This window comes from Actinomadura alba (assembly GCF_014323705.1).
Lineage (GTDB): Bacteria > Actinomycetota > Actinomycetes > Streptosporangiales > Streptosporangiaceae > Actinomadura_C > Actinomadura_C alba.
The window spans coordinates 66958-88105 of the sequence record NZ_JABVEC010000029.1; the positions used below are offsets into that span (position 1 = coordinate 66958).

The window sequence follows — 21148 nt, forward strand, 5'->3', positions numbered from 1 at the left end:
CGGACGGGTGAAACCGTGAAAAGGTCCACTTGACGCCACTCTCGGGCGCCCATAGCTTCAGCAGTGTGGGAGCGCTCCCACACGCTCGGAACACGACTCCACAGCACCCAGGGGTGTGGTCATGCCGAAACGCCAGGTGGTCTCCACGACCCTCGCCGGTCTGTTGCTGGGTCTCGCCCTCGTGATCGCCGGTCCGGTCGTGTCCGCGCACGCGGCGGCCGTGAAGATCACGCCATTGGGCGACTCGATCACCGGCTCGCCCGGGTGCTGGCGCTCCATCCTGTGGAACAGGCTGCAGAGCGGCGGCCACACCGACATCGACTTCGTGGGCACGCTTCCGCCACAGGGCTGCGGCCAGGCCCATGACGGCGACAACGAGGGCCACGGCGGAATTCTCGCGACCAACCTGGCGGCCCAGGGGCAGCTGCCCGGCTGGCTCGCGGCCACCCGCCCCGACATCGTGATGATGCACCTCGGTACGAACGACGTGTGGAGCGGTCGGTCGAACACCGAGATCCTCAACGCGTTAACGACACTGGTCGCGCAGATGCGGACGAGCAATCCCGCCATGAGGATCCTGGTCGCCAAGATCATCCCGATGAACCCCGCGACTTGCGCGGACTGCGGGCGGCGGGTCGTCTCGCTCAACGACGCCATCCCCGCCTGGGCCGCCGCACAGAGCACACCACGCTCACCGATCACCGTCGTGGACCAATGGGCCGGGTTCAGCACCGCGTCCGACACCTATGACGGCGTGCACCCGAACGGCGGCGGCGACCAGAAAATGGCCGACCGCTGGTATCCGGCACTGACCGCGCTCCTGGACGGCACCCCGCCACCGACCGTTCCGACCCCCACACCCACACCCACACCGACGCCGACGCCGCCGGCGGGCGGCCGGACCTGCCAGGCGGCGGACCGGGTCGTCGGCCAGTGGGCGGGCGGCTTCCAGGGCGAGGTGACGGTCACCGCCACCGGGAGCGCGCCCATCTCCGCCTGGACTGTCACATTCGGCTTCGCCGGTGGGCAGCGGATCACCCAGTCGTGGAACAGCGCCCTCACCCAGAGCGGCTCCACCGTGACCGCGAGGAACCTGAGCTGGAACGGAGCCCTGGGCACCGGGGCCACCACGACGTTCGGCTTCCTCGCCGACGGCGACGGAGCCGGCATGGCGGGCAGTCCTGTCTGCGCCGCCACGTGACGCGGGCGGCGGCCCCCGGCCCGGTGGCCGCCCGCGTCAACGACCGAGGATCCGGCGGGCGAGCAGTTCCCGGTGGTGGTCCGGATCGCCGAAGAGCAGCCGCGCCGACGTGGCGCGCTTGAAGTACAGGTGCGCGTCGTGCTCCCAGGTGAAGCCGATGCCGCCGTGGATCTGGATGTTCTCGCCGGCGGCGTCGCGATAGGCCTCGGAGCAGTAGGCCTTCGCCAGCGCGGCCACCGCCGGCAGCTCGCCCGGGTCGTCGTCGGCGACCGCCGCCGCGTACATCACGGCGGAACGGGCCGACTCGACCGCCACGAGCATGTCCGCGCATTTGTGCTTGACCGCCTGGAACGCGCCGATCGGGCGGCCGAACTGACGGCGGACCTTGGCGTACTCCACGCTCATGTCCAGCACCCGCTGCGCGCCGCCGAGCTGCTCCGCGGCGAGCGCCACGGCGGCCCGATCCAAGGTCGCGCGCAGCGCCGCCGCCGCGCCCCCCTCCACACCGACCAGCCTGGCGGGTACGCCGGTGAACCGCAGCCGTGCCAGCTTCCGGGTCTCGTCGAGCGTCGGCAGCCCGGTGCGGACGAGCCCCGGCGCACGGCCGTCCACGGCGAACAGCGACAGGCCGGCCGGGGCCCGCGCCGCGACGAGCACCAGGTCCGCGACATGCCCGTCGAGGACGTACGACTTGGCGCCGTCGAGCGCCCAGCCGCCGTAGGCCCGCGCTGACGCCGTCATGCGCACCCGGTCGATCTCCCAGCGGCCGTCGTCCTCGGTCCAGGCGAGCGTGGCGATGGTGGTCCCCGCCGCGACACCGGGCAGCAGCTCTCCCTTCGCGGCCTCATCACCGGCCGTCACCAGCGCGTCGGCGGCCAGCACGGCACTGGCGAGGTACGGGGCGCAGAGCAGTACCCGGCCCATCTCCTCCATCACGACCGCCAGCTCGCGATGGCCGCAGCCGGCACCGCCGTACTCCTCGGGGATCGCCATCCCCAGGAGCCCGAGCTCTCCGCCCATCCGCGCCCACACCGCCGGGTCGTAGCCGTCGGCGGTGGCCATGAGCCGCCGGACCTCCGCACTTGAAGACGTCTCGGCGAAGAACCGGCGCAGCGTCGCGCGCAGCGCCCGGTGCTCCTCGGTGACCACGAGCTCCATGCCGCCCTCACAACCAAGCTGACGCTTGCTTGACTCATATGCTATCCGGGACGGCCGCCGACATGGAGCGCCTCTTAGATCATTCGCGACGCCGAGGAGCCGTACGAGACCAGGTCCCGCTTGAACCACTCAGGGCCGGTCATGGTGCGCGACTGTGGCGAACCGGCGCTGTCACTGGGCGACCCATGATCCTTCGAGCGTTTGTTCGAATTCTGTCGGCGGGGTCGCTTAGTGTTATGGGCGTGCCACCGACCGCATCCGAGCTCAGCGAAGCGACCCTCACCGAACTGGTGGAGGCGGTCGCGGCGTGCGCATCCGAACTGGCGGCCCGGAGGGCGCCGGACTCGGCCGCCGCCTGCATGGAACTGACCCAGCGGCTCGGCGGTGCCATCGACATGAGCGAGGCGGCGTTGGCCACCCTGGTCCGACGAGTCGACACCTCGGGTGAGGTACGTCAGTGGGGATATACGTGCACCTCGGCCTGGCTGCGCGACAGACTCGGGATGCGCGACAGCCGGGCAAAGGAACGGCTCACCCTGGCACGGCAACTCGCGCGGCTCACCCAGACGGCCGAACGCCTACGGACACAGCAGCTCTCCTACGGCTACGCGTCGACCATCGCCGAAGCCCTCAACCGCATCGACGACACCGACGCCGAGGCCGGTGAGCAGATCCTGCTCGATCTGGCTGACGAGGGCGTCAGTGCCGGTCACGTCGCCAAGGCCGGAGTCCGCATCAAGGAAGTCATCGCCGAACGCAATGGCACCGAACCCCCGCCCGAAGAGACCCGGCGCGGCTACCAACGCTCCTGGATCGCTCGATCCCGTTCTTTGGACGGGGGCGCGTTCGTCAAGGGATGGATCTCCGCCGAGCACACCGCCGTCTGGGACGGCACCGTCGAGCCCCTCACCACCCCGGCCGGCCGCACCGACGACCGCGACCATCCACAACGCACCGCCGACGCCCTGTTCAGCCTGCTGTCCCAGGGCCACCGCCGCACCAATGCGACCCTCATCATCAACCTGGAGACCTTGATCGGGTCCCGCACCAGCCCCAACGCCGGAAGCGGCGACACGGGTGAAGGGGACGACTGCGCGGACGACAGCCCCGGCGGCGAGGCGGGCAGTACCAACGGCGACGCCAATGGCGCAGACTGCCCCGACGCTACCGGCAGCCATCGCGACAGCGGTAACAGCAACGGCAACTGCAGCGACAACACGAACGCCGACGTCGGCAACGACGCGGGCGCCCCCGCCAATGACAGCGACGCCACCGGCTGCGATGACATGAATGGCAGCGGCAACTGCAATGAAGGCGGCAACACGAACACCGACGCCTTCGGCACCGGCACCGGCACCAGTGGCAGCAGCGGCAGCAGCAGCGATCGGAACGGCGCCCACAGAAACTGCAACGGCAACAGCAACAGCAACGCCAACCGGAACGGGACCGCCGAAGACCTCGCCTCTGCCAACGGTCGCGACGACACCTGCGGTAGCGACATGACGACTTGCGCCTGGAGCAGCGACAGCGACAGCGACAGCGACAGCGACAGCGACGATGCCTACGCCAAGGCCGACGCTGGCTCTAGCGCCAAGGCCGACGCCGGCTCTAGCGCCAAGGCGAAGACCGGCACCGACTCCAGCGGCGTTGAGGACGACGACCGCGCGAGCCGCGACGACCGCGCCTTGAACGACGATGATCGCGACGGCCACACCGCCAGCGACGGCGGAGGCGGCAGCGACACGAGCAGGACCCTTGGCGGGACCATCGGCGATGCGAGCCGCAGCAGTGATCGGTCGTCTGAGCGGTGCGCCGGTGGCGGGATCAATAAGACGAACGGCTATCGCGGGAGAGTTGGCGGAGGCCGCCACAGCGGACGTAGTCGCGGAGGCGGCGACAGTGCTGAAGCCGCCCACTGTGCTGGAGGCGACCACAGTGCTGGAGGCGACGGCGGTGAAGGTGGCAGGGCCACTCGGGGTCCGTCCGCGCGATGGGCCGGAGGCGGCGACACTGCTGGAGCCGACCACAGTGCTGGAGGCGACGGCGGTGAAGGTGGCAGGGCCGCTCGAGGTCCGTCCGCGCGATGGGCCGGAGGCGGCCGCATCAGTCCTGAGCGCGCCCGCCAGATCGCCCTTTCAGCCGGGGTGTCGCCGCTCATTCTCGGATCCGACGGCCGGCCGTTGTATCTCGGGCGCACCACTCGCTTCGCCACCCGCTACCAGCGCCAGGTACTGGAAGCGCTCTACGACACCTGCGGCGTGCAGGGATGCGAGATACCCGCCCGCCTTTGCGAGATCCACCACACCGGCTCAGGCTGGAAGGGCGGAACGCCCACTGACATCGATCATCTGGCCCCCTTGTGCTCGTTCCACAACCAGTGGCTCGAACAACACCCCCACCGCGTGCAAGAACAGATCGACTCGCAAGGCCGACTCATCATTGTTCTGCTGCCGCCTGGTCCACCTCCTTACCCCTTCGCCTATCCCGGCTCGGGTTTCGGCTCCACGCCTGGGTCTGGCACTCGCTCGGGTCGTGTTTCGGCCGCCGGCTCCGGCTTCACGCGCGGCTCGGGGTCCGGCCAGGGCAAGGTCAACGGCCACCGCGACCGGTCTGGAGACGGATGCGAGAACGACGCACAACCCCAAGGCCCCTGACCAGCACCCGGGCGACCTGCCCGGGCAGGACAACGCCACCCGGGGACCGGCGGGGCTCGACGGTGTATCGGGTCAACACCTTCGGCGAGGTGAGGCCGCTTCGCGGGGAAGGCTTCTCGTCAAGGGTGATGCGACCGCTCTTATGGGCGGCAGACCCGTTCGGCGCGGACTCCCCCGCGCCTGCTCCTGGAACAACGGGGTCCTCAGGCGATTGGGTTGGCGACCGCCGCGACGACGCAGTAGCCGATCGGCCCCGTCGTGTCGTAGAGAGCGCATTGCCCTGTCGCCACGCCCTCCTCGCTGAGGTGACCGGTGGTCTCGAGGCCGATCGAGTCGCCGAGCGGCAGCCGGCTCAGGGTGAGGGTGTAGTCGGCGTTGATGAAGCCGAGGCCCGCCGATCCGAAGTTGGCCATGGGGCTGGCGAAGTCGGCGGCGAGTGCCACCCGGGCGAACGGCGACAGCGGCTCGCCGTCGACGAGCTCATGTGTCTCACGCAGCCACGCCCGGCGCCGCTTCGCGCTCGCCCACTCGAAGCCGTCGCCGTCCCCGGCCCCGTCCCCGGCCCCGTCCCCGTCGCCGTCCCTGTCCCCGCCCCTGTCCCCGTCGCCGTCGCCGTCCCTGTCCCCGTCGCCGTCGCCGTCCCCGTCGCCGTCGCCGTCCCCATCGCCGTTGACCGGCCACAAGTCGAAGGAGACTCCCGGCAACCGTGGCGCGAGATCGGCGTCCGGATCGTCGGGCGCCGCCACGTTCCACGCTGGCGCGCTCCACACCTGTCCGGGCGGCTGCTCCCCGCGGCGCAGCAGCACCGCGGAGGCGCGCGCCACCGGGCCGTCCGGGCCGTACGCGACGGCGTCCGCGACCCGGATCCGCCGCCCGTCCCGAATCCGTTCGGTCTCCACTCGTACGGGGACCAGCGGGGTGTTGCGGAACAGGTCCACGGTCAGCCGCGCGAACCGCAGGTGCTCCTCGGCGTGCTCTCGCTCGAGCTGCCGGGCGAGGAGCCCGCCGAGCAGCCGGCCGTGCAGCATGTCCGGCGCCCACGGTCCGCGCGCGTGCGGCGCGGGAATCAGTTCGTCGCCCTTCGCGGTGAAGAAGCCCTTCGCGGTGAAGAAGGCCTCCGCGGTGAGGAAGGCCTCCGACGCCTCACGCTCCGCCATGTCTTCGCCTCCTGGACCGCCGGCCACTGAACTAGAGCGGAATTCTAGTGGTCGGCTCCCAGGGACCCGAGACCGGCGTCAGAGGGACTCGGCCGCCGGAATCACCTCGCGGCCGAGTACCTCGAGGGCCGTGAGCGACGAGACGTCCTTGATAATGCCGTGCGCGACCTGGAAGCCCTGTTCGGCCAGGCCGCCCAGCGCGTCGACGATGGCCCCGGCGTTCTCTCCGCGCGCGCCCACGGCGAAGTCGAACAGCACGGTCTTCTCGATCGCGTCGTAGTCGGTGCCCTCGCGTTCACAGTGCTCGCGCAGCACGTCGAGCTTGCGCCCGAGGTCGGGGCCGGGGAACAGGTTGCACGACTGCGCGTACTTCGCGACGAGGCGCAGGGTCTTCTTCTCCCCCGAGCCGCCGATGAGGATGGGCGGGTGCGGCCGCGACAGCGGCTGCGGGACGTTGAGCGTGCGGTCCAGGCGGTAGTGGTCGCCGTGGTGGGCACCATCGTCGTCGGCCCACATCCGCAGGCAGATCTGCAGAGCCTCCTCCAGCCGCTCGAATCGCTCCGCCAGCGGCGGGAACGGCAGGCCGAGCCCGCGCGCCTCCTCCTCGAACCAGGCGGCGCCCAGGCCGAGCATGGCCCGACCGCCGGAGAGCACATCGAGCGTGCTGACGGCCTTGGCGAGCAGGCCGGGCTCGCGGTAGACGACACCGCCCACCAGGGTCAGGAGCTTGACCCGCGAGGTCTGACCGGCGAGGTAACCGAGGGTGGTGTAGGCCTCGAGCATCTCGTGCTCGGGCGGCCCGATAACGCCGATCTGCCAGAAGTGGTCCATGACGCTGACCCGGTCGAAGCCCACATCCTCGGCCGTACGTGCGACCTCGGCCAGATCGGTGCGCAGGCGGCCCGGCCCGCCGGGCCAGGTGAAGTCGGAGATTTGCAGGCCGAGTTTCACGAGGAGTCCTCCACGTCCGCCGTCACGATCTTCACATGATCGCATCCTCTGGCCGGCGAAGTGGAGGTACGCGGTGGCCGGCCCGGGGCCTGCCACACGTGCCCGCGGTGCCTTTCATCATGGCCGTCATCATGGCCGTCATCATGGCCGCGCGCCGCCGGCCTTCGATACCGCAGCCGAATCAACGGCTCAGGACACTAGCGGGGAGGAAGGGCGGGCGGCCCGAAGCCGCGCTCGGTCAGCTCGCCGAGCTCGGCCTCGGTGAGCAGCCGGGGCTCGCCGATCGTCTTGGCCCGCACGTAGACGCCGCACAGCCACTCGAGCAGCCGCGCGTTCTCGTACGCCTCGGCGAGCGTGCCGCCGATGGCCACGCCGCCGTGGTTGGCCATGAGTGCCGCTCGCCGGCCGGCGAGCGCGGTACGTACGCTGCCGGCGAGTTCGGGGGTGCCGTACGCCGCGTAGTCGGCGACCCGCACCACGCCGCCCAGCAGGAGGGTGTAGTAGTGGATCGGCGGCAGTTCGGCCATCGTGGCGGCGACGACGGCGCCGTAGGTGGAGTGCGTGTGCACGATCGCCGCCGCGTCCGTCGTGGCATAGATCGCCAGATGCATGGGGGTCTCCGAGGACGGCGCGCCTCCGCCCTCCGCCACGACGTCGCCCTCCGCCGCGACGACACGGCCCTCCATGTCGATGACCGGGATGCCCTCGGGCGTAAGCCGGTCGAGCTCCACACCGCTCGGCGAGATCGCCACCAGGTCGCCGGAACGCACGCTGAGGTTGCCCGCCGCCCCGATGACCAGCCCCGACTCGGCCGTCTGCCGCCCTGCCTCGCAGAGTTCCCGCCGTTCGTCTCCCAGCAGCATGCGTATCCCGTCGTCGTTCCGATCGCCCTGCCGCACGTTACTGGGGGCGGTCAGATCGCTCTCTCCCGGTCCTGCCAGTACGGGTCCCGCAACAGGCGCTTGTAGAGCTTTCCGGTCGGGGTACGCGGCATCTCGGTGACGAAGTCGACCGATTTCGGCGCCTTGTAGCCGGCCAGTGAGACCCGGCAGTGCGCGATCAGCTCCTCCGCGAGCCCGTCCGACGGTACGGCGCCTTCGACGAGCTCGACGGCCGCCTTGACCTGCTCGCCGAATTCCTCGTCCGGGATGCCGAAGACTGCGACGTCGGCAACGGCCGGGTGGGTGATGAGCACGCCCTCGATCTCGGCCGGATAGATGTTCACCCCGGCACTGATGATCATGTCGATGGCGCGGTCGGCGAGGAAGAGATAGCCGTCGTCGTCGAAGAACCCGATGTCGCCGGTGGTGAAGAGCCCGTCGCGGTGGATGGCGGCGGTCTTGTCCGCGTCGCCGTGGTACTCGATGTCGTCGCCACTCGTGTAGCGGAACCAGAGCTGGCCCTGCTCCCCCGGCGTGGCGGGCGAGCCGTCGGGCCGCAGCACGTGCACCTCGGTCATCGGGAGCGGCCGGCCGACCGTGCCCGGCCTGGCGAGCCACTCCTTCGCGGTGACGACGGTGTTCACCGCCGACTCGGTCGACCCGTAGTACTCGTGCACGACCGGGCCGAACCATTCGATGATCCGCCGCTTGACCTGCGGCGAGCACGGAGCCGCCCCGTGCCAGACGGCGACCAGGCTGGACCCGTCGAACCCGGCGCGGGTCCGCTCGTCCAGCCGCAGCAGCCGTACGAACTGGGTCGGCACAAGGTGCACGTTCGTGATCCGGTATTCGTCGATGAGCCTCAGCGTCTCGGCCGCGTCGAACACCTGCCGCATGACGACGGACCGGCCGCTCACCATCAGCCCGTACGACCACAGCCACTGGGCCGAGTGGTAGACCGGCCCGACCAGCAGGGAACGGCCGCCTTCGGGGATGAGCAGGATCTCGGCGAAGACGTCGGCGATCAGCTTCATGGTGGCCACCGGGACACCGGTCACGAGCTGCTTGCGCCGCACCGCCTTGGGCCGTCCGGTGGTGCCGGAGGTGTAGATCAGCGTGACGCCGAGCACTTGGTCCGCGGGTTCGTCGGCCGAGCCGTCCGCGATGAACTTCTCGTACGGGGTGAAGCCGGGAATCTCACCACCGAGCGACACCCGGGCCGTCAGGTCGAGTCCCTCGGATGCGGCGGTGGCCACGTCGGCGAGGCGGTCCTCGGAGAAGAGCACGGCGGCGCCGGAGTCCTCCAGCACGTACCGCAGCTCGTCGGCGGTCCAGTGCCAGTTCACCAGGGCGTAGTTCAGGCCCGCGTGGCTCGCCGCGGTCATGAGCTCGAAGTACTCGCGGCGGTTGCCCGAGTGGATCGCGATCGTGTCGCCGACGCCGAGCCCGAGCGCGCGCAGCACATCGATCAGCCGGTTGACGCGCTCGTCGAACTCACGCCAAGTCGTCGTCCCCCATTCGTCGGTGAGGGCCGGCTCGTCCGGCGTGGCATCGGCATGGGGAAGCAGCAGTTCGGCCATCACGCCTCCAGGGACCTGGCGGAATCCTGGAGCCCGACTCGGCAAAAGAATCCGATTCGGACTCTGGCCCCCGACTCTAAACGATCGCAATGCGGTACCGGAGGGCGCTCGGCCCACACTCGGATGCTCGCCCTCGCCCTCGCCCGACGCTACCGCCCTCGCCCGACGCTACCGCCGCGGTCCGGGCCCCACCGCCGTCACCGCATCAGTCTCAATCCGCCTCACCCTTGATCGATCTCACTCCTGATCGATCTCACTCCTGGGCCTTGCCGCCGGTGATGCGGGAGAGCACGAGGGCGACGAGGATGATCCCGCCGTTGAGCGCGCCGATCCACTGCGCGGGCACCCCGGCCAGGGTGAGCACGTTCTGGATCATGTACAGCAGCAGAATGCCGGTGAAGGCGCCGAACATGGTTCCCTTGCCGCCGCTCAGGCTCACCCCGCCGATCACGGCGGCGGCGAAGACGGTGAAGATGGCACCGTCGCCCTGGGAGGCGGCGACGGACGCGAGGCGGCCAGAGAGCAGCAGCCCGCCCAGGGCCGCGAGCACGCTGGCCGAGGTCAGCGCGATCCACAGCACCCGGTCGGTGCGGATGCCCGCCGCCTTGGCGGCGTCGACATTGCCGCCGATGGCGTACAGCGCCCGGCCGAAGGAGGTGTGGCCGAGGACCACGATGCCGGCCGCGAACAGAGCGAAACACAGCCAGACCGACACGGGCAGGCCGAGCCAGCTCGTGGTGCCGAGGTACATCATCGACGGCGGCAGGTTGAAGAACGTCTGCCCGCCGGAGATCCCGGTGAGCAACCCGCGCAGCACGATGAGCATGCCCAGCGTCACGATGAAGCCGTGCAGCCCGAACCGGACGATGAGCAGCGCGTTGAAGATCCCGATGAGCACGCCCACCGCGAGGGTGATGGGAATGGCCCAGCCGCCCGGTACGAGGCCAAGGCCGTGACCCGCGCCGACGGCCACGGTCAGCCATGCGGCGACGCCCGGCGCAAGCCCGAAGGTCGACTCCAGTGACAGGTCCATCTTGCCGGTGACCAGCACGATGGTCTGCGCGAGAACGAGGAGTGCGATCTCGGACATCGTCTGCAGGATGTTGATGAGGTTGTCGCTCCGCAGGAAGATCGGATTGACGATCTGCCCGATGATCGCGATCACGATGATCGCGGGAACGAGGGCGAAGTCCCGCAGCCTGACCAGGCTGACGGCGCCGCCCGGGCCGAACGGCCGCGCGCCCGGCGCCGCCGCACCCTCGGACGAGGATCCGGCCGAGACGGTCCCGGTGGTCTCACGCGTGGTGTCAGGCGTGGTGTCAGGCATCGATGTCGACTCCTTCCATCGCGGCCACCAGTTCGTGGTCGTTCCAGCCGGCCGCCATCTCGGCGACGACGCGTCCCTGGAACATCACGAGCACCCGGTCGCACAAGCGCAGATCGTCCAGCTCGTCCGAGGCGATCACGACGCCGGTGCCGGCGCCCGCGACCTCCTCGACCTTGCCGAGCAGGAACTCCTTGGACCGCACGTCGACGCCGGCGGTCGGCGTGATGAGCACCAGCAGGCGCGGGTCGCCCGCGAGCGCCCGGGCCATGACGACCTTCTGCTGGTTGCCGCCCGACAGCCCCGAGACCGGCAGCCGGGGACCGGGGGTCTTGATCTCCAGGTTGGAGATGAACGTCGCGGCGAGCTCGTCGCGGCGGCGGCCGTCGATGAAGCCGGCCCGGCCGAGCCTGCCGGGGACCGACATCGTGGCGTTGTCGGCGACCGACATCATCGAGACCAGCCCCTGGTGGTGGCGGTCCTGCGGCACGAACCCGGCCCCGGCGCGCAGCGCGCCCGGCACGCTCCCCGGACGCGGCCGGTTCCCGTCGATCTCCACCGTGCCGCTGCTCGCGGCGCGCAGGCCGACGATGGTCTCGGCGACCTCGGTCTTGCCGCTGCCGCCGCCTCCGGCCAGCCCGACGATCTCACCGGCCCGGACCTGGAAGCCGATGTCCCGGTAGACGTCGTCGTGGGACAGCCCGCGTACGTCCAGCGCGACCCCGGCGTCCGCCGGGGGCTGTCGCCGAACCGCCGCGCTCTGCAGCCCGGTGGCCTCGCCGGTCATCGCCGCGACCAGCTCGGCCCGCGGCAGCTCCGCCACCGGCGCGCTGAGGATGTGCCGCGCGTCCCGGAACACCGTCACCGTGTCGCAGATCTCATAGATCTCCTCCAGGTGATGGCTGATGAACAGGAAGGTGACGCCCTGCTCCTGGAGCGCCCGGATCCGGCCGAACAACCGGGCGATCGCCGTGCCGTCGAGCTGCGCGGTGGGCTCGTCCAGGATGATGAACCGCGCGCCGAACGACAGGGCCCGCGCGATCTCGACGAACTGCCGCTGCTCCACGGACAGCTCGCCCGCGGGCGTACGGACGTCGACGTCGACCGACCAGGTCGCGAGCAGTTCCCGCGCCTTCCGGCGCATGCCGGACCAGCTGATCAGGCCGCCCACGCCGCGGTCGGGCCGGCCGAGGTAGAGGTTCTCGGCGACGGTCAGCTCCGGGATGATCATGGATTTCTGGTAGACGCACGCCACCCGCTCGCGCCACGCCGCCCGCTCCGACGGCCGGGGGGCGGGGCGGCCGCCGAAGCTCACGGTGCCGGCATCCGGCTCCTGGAGCCCGGTCAGGATCGAGACGAGAGTCGACTTGCCCGCACCGTTGCGCCCCACGAGGGCGTGCGTCTCCCCCGGCCGGACGGTGATGCCGACCCGGTCGAGCGCGACCGTCTCACCGAACCGTTTGGTGACCCCCGCCGCCTCGGCCACGGCGGGGCCCGCCGGGTCCGGTGCCCTGGCGGACGCCGGCCCGGTAGCCGCCTCAGTCACTTCTTCCGCCCTTCTAGAGGTTGTTGCCCCACAGCGACTTGTCGTCGGACTTGACGCTGGGGATCCCACCGTAGGTACCTCCGTCGGAGGTGACCAGCGGCGCCGACAGCTGGTCCTCCAGCAGGCCGGGGCGGACCTGGACGATGTTGCTGTCGTGGTCGGTCTTGCCGGGCTGGAACTTCTTGCCCTCGATCGCCGCCTTTACGTAGTACAGGGAGTATTTGGCGTAGAGGTCGGCCGGCTGCGAGACGGTGGCGTCGATGTTGCCCGCCGCGATGTCCTTCAGCTCCTGCGGGATGCCGTCGTTGGACACGACGAAGACGTGCTTCGGGTCGCTCGGCGGCACCAGCAGGCCACGCTGCTTGAGGATCTGCAGGGTCCCGGCGAGCGCGAAGCTCGCCTGCATGTAGACGCCCTTGATGTCGGGGTTGGCGGTGAGGTCGGTCTGCAGCTTCTGCGACGCGACGGCGGCGTCCCACTTGGTGTCCTCACCGAACACCTTGATGCCTGGGTAGCTCTTCTTCATGCACTCGTTGAACGCCTCGGTGCGGTCGCGGCCGTTGATCGACGCCAGGTCGCCCTGGAGCATGACGACCTTGCCCTTGCCCTTGAGCTTGGTGCCGAGGAAGTGGCAGGCCTTCTCGCCGTACGCGCGGTTGTCGGCCCGTACGACCATGTAGGCGTCACCCTGGTCGGGGCGGGTGTCGACGGTGACGACCGGGATCTTCTTGGCGGTCAGCGTCTGCAGCGTCGGCGCGATGGCGGCGGTGTCCTGCGGTGCCATCGCCACGCCCTTCACGCCCTGGCTGATGAAGGTCTGGACGTTGGAGGTGAGCTTGGCGACGTCGTTCTGGGAGTTCGTGGTCTTGAGCTCCACGCCGAGTTCGCCGGCGTACTGCGGGACGTACTTGATGTAGGAGTTCCAGAAGTCGGTGTCGGACCGCGGGTAGTCCACACCGACGATCGGCTTGGCGGCCGCGCCGCCGGCACCGGAGTCGTCGCTGCCGCATGCCGTGAGCGGACCGGCGGTCAGCACCAGGGCGAACCCGGCGGCGGCGGCCTTCGAACGTTTCATTGCGTCTCCTCGAGTTTTCGGCTGACCCCCGATGGTCGGCTGTCGGTCGCCTGGTTCAGGCCGTACGGGCCGGCTCGCGCGAGTTCAGGGAGCACGGGTCGGCTCGTACGGGTTCAGGGGACGGGGGGGCGCGGCCTGGGACGGAGCCCGTTCATGCCGCCGTCCACGGCGAGATCGGTACCGGTCGTGGCGCCGGACAGCGGGCTCGCGAGGTAGGCGATCGCGCCGGCGACCTCGTCCGCCGCGACCATCCGGCCAAGAGGCTGCCGGGCCTCGAGCGCGGCCCGTTCGGCCTCGGGATCGTCGGCGCCCGACAGCAGCCGGCCGATCCACGGAGTATCGGCCGTGCCGGGGTTCACGCAGTTGACCCGGATGCCGTCGGGAACGAGGTCGACGGCCATGGCGCGGGTCATCGACAGCACCGCGCCCTTGGTCGCGGAGTAGAGCACCCGGTCGGGCAGGCCGACCGTCGCGGCGATGGAGCACGTGTTGACGATGGCCGCGTGGTCGGAGGCCCGCAGGTACGGCAGCGCCGCGCGGGCCACCCGCGCCATGCCGACGACGTTGACGTCGAAGACCCGATGCCACTCCTCGTCGTCGTTGGCCTCGACCCCGCCCAGTGCGCCGATACCGGCGTTGTTGACCAGGATGTCGATGCCGCCGAGCCGCTCCGCCGCGTCGGCCACGGCCGCGCGCACCGAGGCGTCGTCGGTGACGTCGGCGCGCAGCCCGACGAGCGGCTCGGGTACCTCCGGCCGCAGGTCCAGGCACGCCACCCGGGCTCCCCGGGCGGCCAGCAGCGTCGCCGTGGCGAGGCCGATGCCGGAGGCGCCTCCGGTCACCACCGCCGCCAGGCCGTGGAACTCCCCGTTCATGGGCTGGTTCAAGAGATCACCTCCGGGACCCGGCCGGCCCACTGAGCGCCGTCGGGATAGCCGTACTCGATACGGGACCGCGGGTGGAGCATGGCACCGGCACCTGGCCCCTCGGGCGCGACGTAGCGGCCGGACCGGATGACCACGGGCTCGGTGAAGTGCTCGTGCAGGTGGTCGACGTACTCGATGACCCGGTCGTCCATGGAGCCGCTGACCGCGACGTAGTCGAACATCGCCAGGTGCTGCACCATCTCGCACAGGCCGACCCCGCCGGCGTGCGGGCAGACCGGCACGCCGAACTTCGCGGCGAGCAGCAGGATCGCGATGTTCTCGTTGACCCCGGCGACGCGCGTGGCGTCGAGCTGCAGGATGTCGATGGCGCCGGCTTGGAGCAGCTGCTTGAACATCACCCGGTTGTGGGTGTGCTCGCCGGTCGCGACCTTGATGGGGGCCACCTGGCGGCGGATGGCGGCGTGGCCGAGCACGTCGTCGGGCGAGGTCGGCTCCTCGATCCAGTACGGCTCGAACTCCGCCAGGGGCCTCAGCCATTCGATCGCCTGCCCGACGTTCCACGCCTGGTTGGCATCGATGGCGATGCGCACATCCGGACCGACGGCCTCGCGGGCCAGCCGCATCCGCCGTACGTCGTCGGTCAGGTCGGCGCCCACCTTGAGCTTGATCTGGGCGAAGCCGTCCGAGACCGCCTCGGCGGCGAGCCGTGCGAGCTTGTCATCGGTGTAACCGAGCCAGCCCGGCGTGGTGGTGTAGGCCGGGTAGCCGTCGGCGACCAGCCGCTCGGCGCGCCCGGCCCGGCCCGGCGCGCTCGCGGTCAGGATGTCGAGCGCCTCCTGCCGGGTCAGAGCGTCGTCGAGATAGCGGAAGTCGACGAGGTCGACCAGCTCGGTCGGGGTCAGCTCCGCGAGCAGCCGCCACAGGGGCTTGTCCTCCCGGCGGGCGCGCAGGTCCCACAGGGCGTTGAGCACGGCCCCGGCGGCCATGTGGATGACGCCCTTCTCCGGGCCGAGCCAGCGCAGCTGGCTGTCGCCGGTGAGCCTGCGCGACACCCCGCCGAGGTCGGCGAGGGCCTCCGCCACTGGTAGGCCGACGATGAGCGCGGCCAGTGCCCGTATCGCGGCGACCTCGATCTCGTTGCCGCGGCCGACGGTGAACGCCAGCCCGTGCCCCTCGTCTCCACCGCTCGTACGGACCACCACGTAGGCGGCCGAATAGTCCGGCTCCGGGTTCATCGCGTCGGACCCGTCCAGATCCCGGGAGGTCGGGAACCTCACGTCGAAGGCGTCGACGGCGGAGATCAGTTCAGTCACGTCCACCGGGCTTTCCGCGGCGGCGCCGCTGTGTCGCACATTGTGTCGTCCCCCCTGATGGTTCGGTCTGTAGCGGTCCGCACCCCTTGAACATAGGATGTCTTTATAGGCCTGCATCGAGCTTCATGTCCAGACATCCCATTACTTTTGTTGTCTGGCATCGCATCTGACAAGGAACGTGGCAGCACACCGGCCATTAACCCGATGTATGCGCCGGTGCGACAAGTCGCCACTTGGGCAAGGTTTTGCGAACATAGGATGTCTGTTAGGTTGTGCACCGTGAGCACCTCCCCCTCGGGCACAGGCGAGGACATGGTGCGCCCGGTATCACTGACCGACGTCGCCATCTCGCGCATCCGGCGGCTCATCCGGTCCGGCCGGCTCCCGCCCGGATCCCGGCTGCCCTCGGAGCCACAGCTGGCCGCGCAGCTCGGTGTCTCCCGCAATCCCCTGCGCGAGGCCGTCAAGGCGCTCGTGGTCGCCCGCGTGCTCGACGTCCGCCGGGGCGACGGCACCTACGTGACGAGCCTGGAACCGCGCCTGCTCCTCGAAGGGGTCGGGCTGGCCATCGAACTGCTGCGGACCGACGCGCTCCGTGAGGTCGTCGAGGTACGGCGGCTGCTGGAACCCGTCGCCACCGGGCTCGCGGCCACCCGGATCTCTGCGGCCGGGCTCGCCGAGATCCGCGGCCACCTGGAGGCCATGCGCGCCGCCAGCGACGACGTGGAGAAGCTCACCCGGTTCGACGCCGCCTTTCACCGCGCGGTCGTGGCGGCGACCGGCAACGAGACCCTGACCACGCTGCTCGAGGGCATCTCCACGCGCACTCTGCGACTGCGCACATGGCGGGGCCTGGTCGAGGCCGACGCCGCGCACATGACGCTCGCCGAGCACGAGGCGATCTACGATGCATTGGAGGCCCGCGACCCCACGCTGGCCCAGGCGACCGCCCTCATGCACCTCAACACCTCGGAGAACTGGCTGCACGCCGCGCTCGGCGACACCGAGACCGAGACCGGCGGTAAGACCGGGAGTGGTACCGGGAGCGGGACCGGCGGCGGCGTCGATCTCAACGACCGCAACGACCTCAACGACCCCCCAACAGATCACCCAGATCACCGGATCGACAGCAAGGAGTGAGCATGCGCCTCGTACGCACCGGACCGCCCGGGCGGGAACGACCCGCCGTACTCGGCGAGGACGGGCAGGGCCACGACCTCTCGGCCCTGACCACCGACATCGACGGCGCGTTCCTGTCCGGTGACGGCATCGAGCGCGCCCGCCGCGCGCTGGAGGCCGGCGAGCTGCCCCCGGTCGACCTCGGCGGAGAGCGGTTCGGTGCCCCGGTCGCCCGGCCCGGCAAGGTCGTGTGCATCGGCCTCAACTACAGCGACCACGCGGCCGAGACCGGCGCGACGCCACCCGCCGAACCGGTGGTGTTCATGAAGGCGAGCAACACGGTGGTCGGGCCCGACGACACCGTGCTGGTGCCGCGCGGCAGCACGAAGACCGACTACGAGGTGGAGCTCGCGGTCGTGATCGGGCGCACCGCCCGCTATCTCGGCTCGCCCGAGGAGGCCGCCGGCGTCATCGCGGGATACGCGATCGCCGACGACGTCTCCGAGCGCGAGTTCCAGCTCGAGCGCGGCGGCCAGTGGGACAAGGGCAAGTCCTGCGAGACCTTCAACCCGCTCGGCCCGTGGCTGGTGACCCCCGACGAGGCCGGAGACCCGCAGGAACTCGGGTTGCGGCTGTGGGTCAACGGCGAGCTCCGCCAGAACGGCCACACGAAGAACATGATCTTCGGTGTCCACCACGTCGTGTGGTACCTCAGCCAGTTCATGGTGCTCGAACCCGGCGACGTCATCGACACGGGCACCCCCGCGGGGGTCGCCCTCGGCGCCGATCACATCCCGTACCTCACGGCCGGCGACGTCGTCGAGGTCGAGATCGACCGGCTCGGTCGGCAACGGCACGTCATCGGCCAGGCCTGATGGCCGGCCGCGCGTCATGAGAGAGCGCGCCTCATGAGAGAGCGAGCCCGATGAGCGGCCAGGGCACCCCGCGCGACGTCGTCGCGCGGGTGCCGCTCGGCCGCCGGGGCATGACGGTGACGCGGATCGGAATGGGCACGGCACCGATCGGCGGGCTGTTCAGCTCGGTCGGCGACGCCGCGGCCGAGGCGACGTTCGCGGCGGCCTGGGCCGGCGGCGTCCGGTACTTCGACACCGCTCCGCACTACGGGGTGGGGACGGCCGAGAGGCGGCTCGGCGCCTTCCTCGCCGGCCTCGACCCGGCCGCCAGAGCCGAGGCCGTCGTGTCCACCAAGGTGGGCCGGCTGCTGGAGCCGGGCCGAACCGAGCCCGGCACCGAGTCCTTCCACGAAGGTGCCTCACTGGTCCGCCGGCGCGATTACACACGTGAGGGCGTCTACCGGTCGCTCGCCGACAGCCTGGAGCGGTCGGGACTCGACGCCTTCGACATCGCGCTGATCCACGATCCCGACGACCACTGGCCCGAGGCCGTCTGGGAGGCGTACCCGGCGCTCGAGCGCCTGCGCGACGAGGGTGCCGTCCGCGCCATCGGCGTCGGCATGAACCAGACGGCGATGCCGGCCCGGTTCGTGACCGAGACCGACATCGACTGCGTCATGGTGGCCGGGCGTTACAGCCTGCTCGACCGCGGCGCCGAGGAGGAGTTGCTGCCGCTGTGCGCCGAGCGCGGCGTCGGAGTGCTGGTCGCGGCGGTGTTCAACAGCGGCGTGCTGGCGGATCCCCGGCCCGGCGCGCACTACGACTACGCGCCCGCGCCCGCGACGGTGCTGCGCCGGGCCCGGTGGATGGCCGACCGGTGCACGGCGCACGGTGTGTCCCTCGCCGCCGCCGCGCTGCGCTTCCCGCTGCGGCACCCCGCCGTCACCGGTGTCGTGGTGGGAGCGAGGACGCCCACGGAGATCACCGATGACCTCGCGCTGGCCGCCACGGACATCCCCGCGGACCTCTGGGCCGAACTCGACCAGGAAGCACGGGGCCGCTGAGCCGCAGAGCACAGAGTCCCGGAGCTTCGGAGCTTCGGAGCCACAGAGCCGCAGCCGCCGCGCCACGGGGCACCGGCGCTCCGGCCGATCGCCCACCCGCCGAGGCGGCCGAGCGGTCCGGCGGGCAGGATGGGAGCGTGAACGTGGCGGTGCTCTCGGACACTCACGCCCCGCGGCGCTGGCGCTTCTGCCCGCCCCGCGTGGCCGAGCGCCTGCGCGACGCGGACCTTATCCTGCACGCGGGTGACGTGTGCACGCCCGACGTGCTCGACGAGCTGACCGCCTATGCCCCGGTCCACGTCGTCGCGGGCAACAACGACGGCCCGGACGTGGCGGCCTGGGGCGCACCCGAGCGGCTCGAGCTCGAGCTCGACGGGCTGGCGGTCGCGATGGTGCACGACAGCGGCGCGGCGACCGGCCGCACCCGGCGGATGCGGCGCTGGTTCCCGGACGCCGATCTCGTCGTGTTCGGGCACTCCCACATCCCACTCGACGAGACCGGCGACGGCGTACGCATCTTCAACCCCGGTTCGCCGACCGATCGCCGCCGCCAGCCGCACGGCACCATGGGCGTGCTCACGATCGCCGACGGCCGTCTCACGCAGGCGCGCATCATCCCCGTCACCTGACCGGAATCCCGGCACGGAGCCTAGGCCGCGCCGGGCGACACCCTGGGGCCTCGCGGCACCGGGTTTCCCGACGAGCCGCCGCGACCCCGGAAGACCACCAGACCGTTGACCGGATCGGGCACCGCGTCGAGGGCGGCACGCGTTCCGGGCAGGGCACGCCACGCCTGCCACTGCTCCTCGTCGGCGAACTCGACCTCGAACACCAGGCCCCAGGAGTGGTCGTGCCACTCCCAGGCCGAGGCGCCGTTGGTGAGGGCGGACTCGATGAGCGACCGGCCATAGGAATCGCGCCAGGCGGCAGCGGAGGTCTGCGCGCTGAAGACCTCGATCGACCACCACTCCGTAGCCATACACCCGAGCATAAACACCGGGCCGGACGGCCCGAAGGGAGGCGGCTCCTCTCTGAGGAAGCCCGCGTTCGGGCTGTCCGCGCCGGTCCGGCCGAACCGTCGCGCCGCGGTGACGAGCTCGCCCACGCCGACCCCGCGCAGACCCGGATCGTCGAGGTCGATGATCCGGTAGGCGTAGCGCAGCCCGGCGAGCTCCGCCTCACGCTCGTGCAGTGCCGGGTCAGCGATGCGCCGACACCAACGCCGATGAGACCGATCAGATACCCGGACCGCCGCTGCTCCGCCAAAGGGTGACCACCCCAGAGGGACGTAATGTACGAACTAGTACGTCACTTATACGCCTCTGATACGGCCACGGAAAGCTCTTCCCATGAGATTCCTGCGATCACCGCGAATCGCTGCCGATCACCGCGAATCCTCGCGGGCGACACCGAACACTACGATGAAGACGGTTCTACCGGCCGACCCCGACCCGCCGATCCTGACCGGCCCGACCCGACCGGCCGGTTCGGATCGACCGATTCAGAACGCCCCTTACCGATGTGGCCAGTTGGGAGCAGCATGTCCCCGCCGGGGCGGTCGACCGCCGTCGACCCCGAACGACGACGCGACGCCGAGCGCACCAAGGCCGAGATCCTGAAGATCGCGACCGAGGAGTTCGCACAGCGCGGGTACGCCGGCGCGCGGGTCGACGAGATCGCAGCCCGCACCCAGACGACCAAGCGGATGATCTACTACTACTTCGGCGGTAAGGAACGGCTTTACATCGCCGTGCTGGAGAGCGCCTACGCCGAGATCCGCGTGGCCGAGCAGTCGCTCGCCGTGGAGCACCTCGATCCGGTCTCGGCCATCCGCACGCTCGCCGAGGTCACCTTCGACCACCACGAGAGCCATCCGGATTTCGTCCGCCTCGTGAGCACCGAGAACATCCACCGGGCCGAGCACATCGCCAAGTCGCAGGCGCTCACCAATCTCACCAACCCGGCGATCGACCTGATCGCCACGGTCCTCGAGGCCGGCCGGGAGCAGGGCGTCTTCACCGCGGACATCGACGCGGTCGATCTGCACATGCTGATCAGTTCGTTCTGCTTCTTCCGGGTGGCGAACCGCCACACGTTCGGCACGCTCTTCGGGCGGGACCTCACCGACCCGGCCCGGCGCGACCACTACCGGCAGATGCTCGGCGACATCGTCGTCGGCCACCTCACCTCGCCCGGTGGCGCCGGGGGCGGCACCAGCGGCCCCACGACGGCGGCCCGCTGACCGGCGTCCGCTGACCGGCGTCCGCTGACCGGCGTCCGCTGACCGGCGTCCGCTGACCGGCGTCCGCTGACCGGCGTCCGCTGACCGGCGTCCATTGACCGGCGTCCATTGACCGGCGTCCGCTGACCGGCGTCCATTGACC

The 21148-nt window shown here is 70.6% G+C and carries 18 protein-coding genes; 7 read left to right on the plus strand and 11 right to left on the minus strand.

What is annotated here, in order from left to right; genetic code table 11:
- Positions 1–121 precede the first annotated feature (121 nt).
- Positions 122–1201, plus strand: coding sequence for a cellulose binding domain-containing protein (locus HKK74_RS41080; RefSeq protein ID WP_187246674.1), 1080 nt, complete (start codon positions 122–124; stop codon positions 1199–1201).
- Positions 1202–1237: 36 nt separating this feature from the next.
- On the opposite strand, the gene HKK74_RS29660 is transcribed toward HKK74_RS41080, so the two are convergent.
- Positions 1238–2359, minus strand: a complete 1122-nt coding sequence (locus HKK74_RS29660) for an acyl-CoA dehydrogenase family protein (RefSeq protein WP_187246675.1) — start codon at positions 2357–2359, stop codon at positions 1238–1240.
- Positions 2360–2754: 395 nt separating this feature from the next.
- Between HKK74_RS29660 and HKK74_RS29665 the strand changes: the two genes are divergently transcribed.
- Complete coding sequence (locus tag HKK74_RS29665) at positions 2755–5013, plus strand: DUF222 domain-containing protein (RefSeq protein WP_222722886.1); 2259 nt, start codon at positions 2755–2757, stop codon at positions 5011–5013.
- 203 nt (positions 5014–5216) lie between these two features.
- On the opposite strand, the gene HKK74_RS29670 is transcribed toward HKK74_RS29665, so the two are convergent.
- The 9 genes from HKK74_RS29670 to HKK74_RS29710 all read right to left on the minus strand — a co-directional run bounded on the left by HKK74_RS29670 (position 5217) and on the right by HKK74_RS29710 (position 15733).
- Positions 5217–6170, minus strand: coding sequence for an acyl-CoA thioesterase domain-containing protein (locus HKK74_RS29670; RefSeq protein ID WP_187246677.1), 954 nt, complete (start codon positions 6168–6170; stop codon positions 5217–5219).
- A gap of 78 nt (positions 6171–6248) precedes the next feature.
- A complete protein-coding gene (locus HKK74_RS29675) occupies positions 6249–7121 on the minus strand; it encodes an LLM class F420-dependent oxidoreductase (RefSeq protein WP_187246678.1) in 873 nt (290 codons plus the stop codon).
- Positions 7122–7318: 197 nt separating this feature from the next.
- Positions 7319–7984 (minus strand): class II aldolase/adducin family protein, encoded by a 666-nt coding sequence (locus HKK74_RS29680; RefSeq protein ID WP_187246679.1) that lies wholly within the window; start codon positions 7982–7984, stop codon positions 7319–7321.
- 50 nt (positions 7985–8034) lie between these two features.
- Positions 8035–9582 (minus strand): AMP-binding protein, encoded by a 1548-nt coding sequence (locus HKK74_RS29685; protein ID WP_187246680.1) that lies wholly within the window; start codon positions 9580–9582, stop codon positions 8035–8037.
- Positions 9583–9835: 253 nt separating this feature from the next.
- Positions 9836–10909, minus strand: coding sequence for an ABC transporter permease (locus HKK74_RS29690; RefSeq protein ID WP_187246681.1), 1074 nt, complete (start codon positions 10907–10909; stop codon positions 9836–9838).
- Entirely contained in the window at positions 10902–12452 is a 1551-nt protein-coding gene (locus HKK74_RS41640) for a sugar ABC transporter ATP-binding protein (protein ID WP_187246682.1), read from the minus strand. The genes HKK74_RS29690 and HKK74_RS41640 overlap by 8 nt, the downstream gene beginning before the upstream one ends.
- A gap of 13 nt (positions 12453–12465) precedes the next feature.
- Positions 12466–13527, minus strand: a complete 1062-nt coding sequence (locus tag HKK74_RS29700; RefSeq protein WP_187246683.1) for a sugar ABC transporter substrate-binding protein — start codon at positions 13525–13527, stop codon at positions 12466–12468.
- Between the two features lie 113 nt (positions 13528–13640).
- On the minus strand, positions 13641–14414 hold the full coding sequence (locus HKK74_RS29705; RefSeq protein ID WP_246492116.1) for an SDR family NAD(P)-dependent oxidoreductase: 774 nt from the start codon (positions 14412–14414) through the stop codon (positions 13641–13643).
- Complete coding sequence (locus HKK74_RS29710) at positions 14411–15733, minus strand: enolase C-terminal domain-like protein (RefSeq protein WP_312881909.1); 1323 nt, start codon at positions 15731–15733, stop codon at positions 14411–14413. The genes HKK74_RS29705 and HKK74_RS29710 overlap by 4 nt, the downstream gene beginning before the upstream one ends.
- A 273-nt stretch (positions 15734–16006) precedes the next feature.
- Between HKK74_RS29710 and HKK74_RS29715 the strand changes: the two genes are divergently transcribed.
- The 4 genes from HKK74_RS29715 (at position 16007) to HKK74_RS29730 (ending at position 19393) form a co-directional block, all read left to right on the plus strand.
- Entirely contained in the window at positions 16007–16867 is an 861-nt protein-coding gene (locus HKK74_RS29715) for a FadR/GntR family transcriptional regulator (protein WP_222722888.1), read from the plus strand.
- A 2-nt stretch (positions 16868–16869) separates the two neighbouring features.
- A complete protein-coding gene (locus HKK74_RS29720; protein ID WP_187246685.1) occupies positions 16870–17721 on the plus strand; it encodes a fumarylacetoacetate hydrolase family protein in 852 nt (283 codons plus the stop codon).
- Between the two features lie 50 nt (positions 17722–17771).
- Positions 17772–18764, plus strand: a complete 993-nt coding sequence (locus HKK74_RS29725; RefSeq protein WP_222722889.1) for an aldo/keto reductase — start codon at positions 17772–17774, stop codon at positions 18762–18764.
- A 137-nt stretch (positions 18765–18901) separates the two neighbouring features.
- The gene (locus tag HKK74_RS29730) at positions 18902–19393 is read left to right on the plus strand and encodes a metallophosphoesterase family protein (RefSeq protein WP_187246686.1); all 492 of its coding nucleotides are present in this window, start codon (positions 18902–18904) and stop codon (positions 19391–19393) included.
- Positions 19394–19413: 20 nt separating this feature from the next.
- Here HKK74_RS29730 and HKK74_RS29735 read toward each other — a convergent pair whose 3' ends face one another.
- Positions 19414–19743 carry a hypothetical protein gene (locus HKK74_RS29735; protein ID WP_187246687.1) on the minus strand — a complete coding sequence of 110 codons (330 nt, stop codon included), beginning with the start codon at positions 19741–19743 and terminating at the stop codon, positions 19414–19416.
- A 561-nt stretch (positions 19744–20304) separates the two neighbouring features.
- On the opposite strand from HKK74_RS29735, the gene HKK74_RS29740 reads away from it, so the two are divergent.
- Entirely contained in the window at positions 20305–21006 is a 702-nt protein-coding gene (locus HKK74_RS29740; RefSeq protein ID WP_187246688.1) for a TetR/AcrR family transcriptional regulator, read from the plus strand.
- Positions 21007–21148 lie beyond the last annotated feature (142 nt).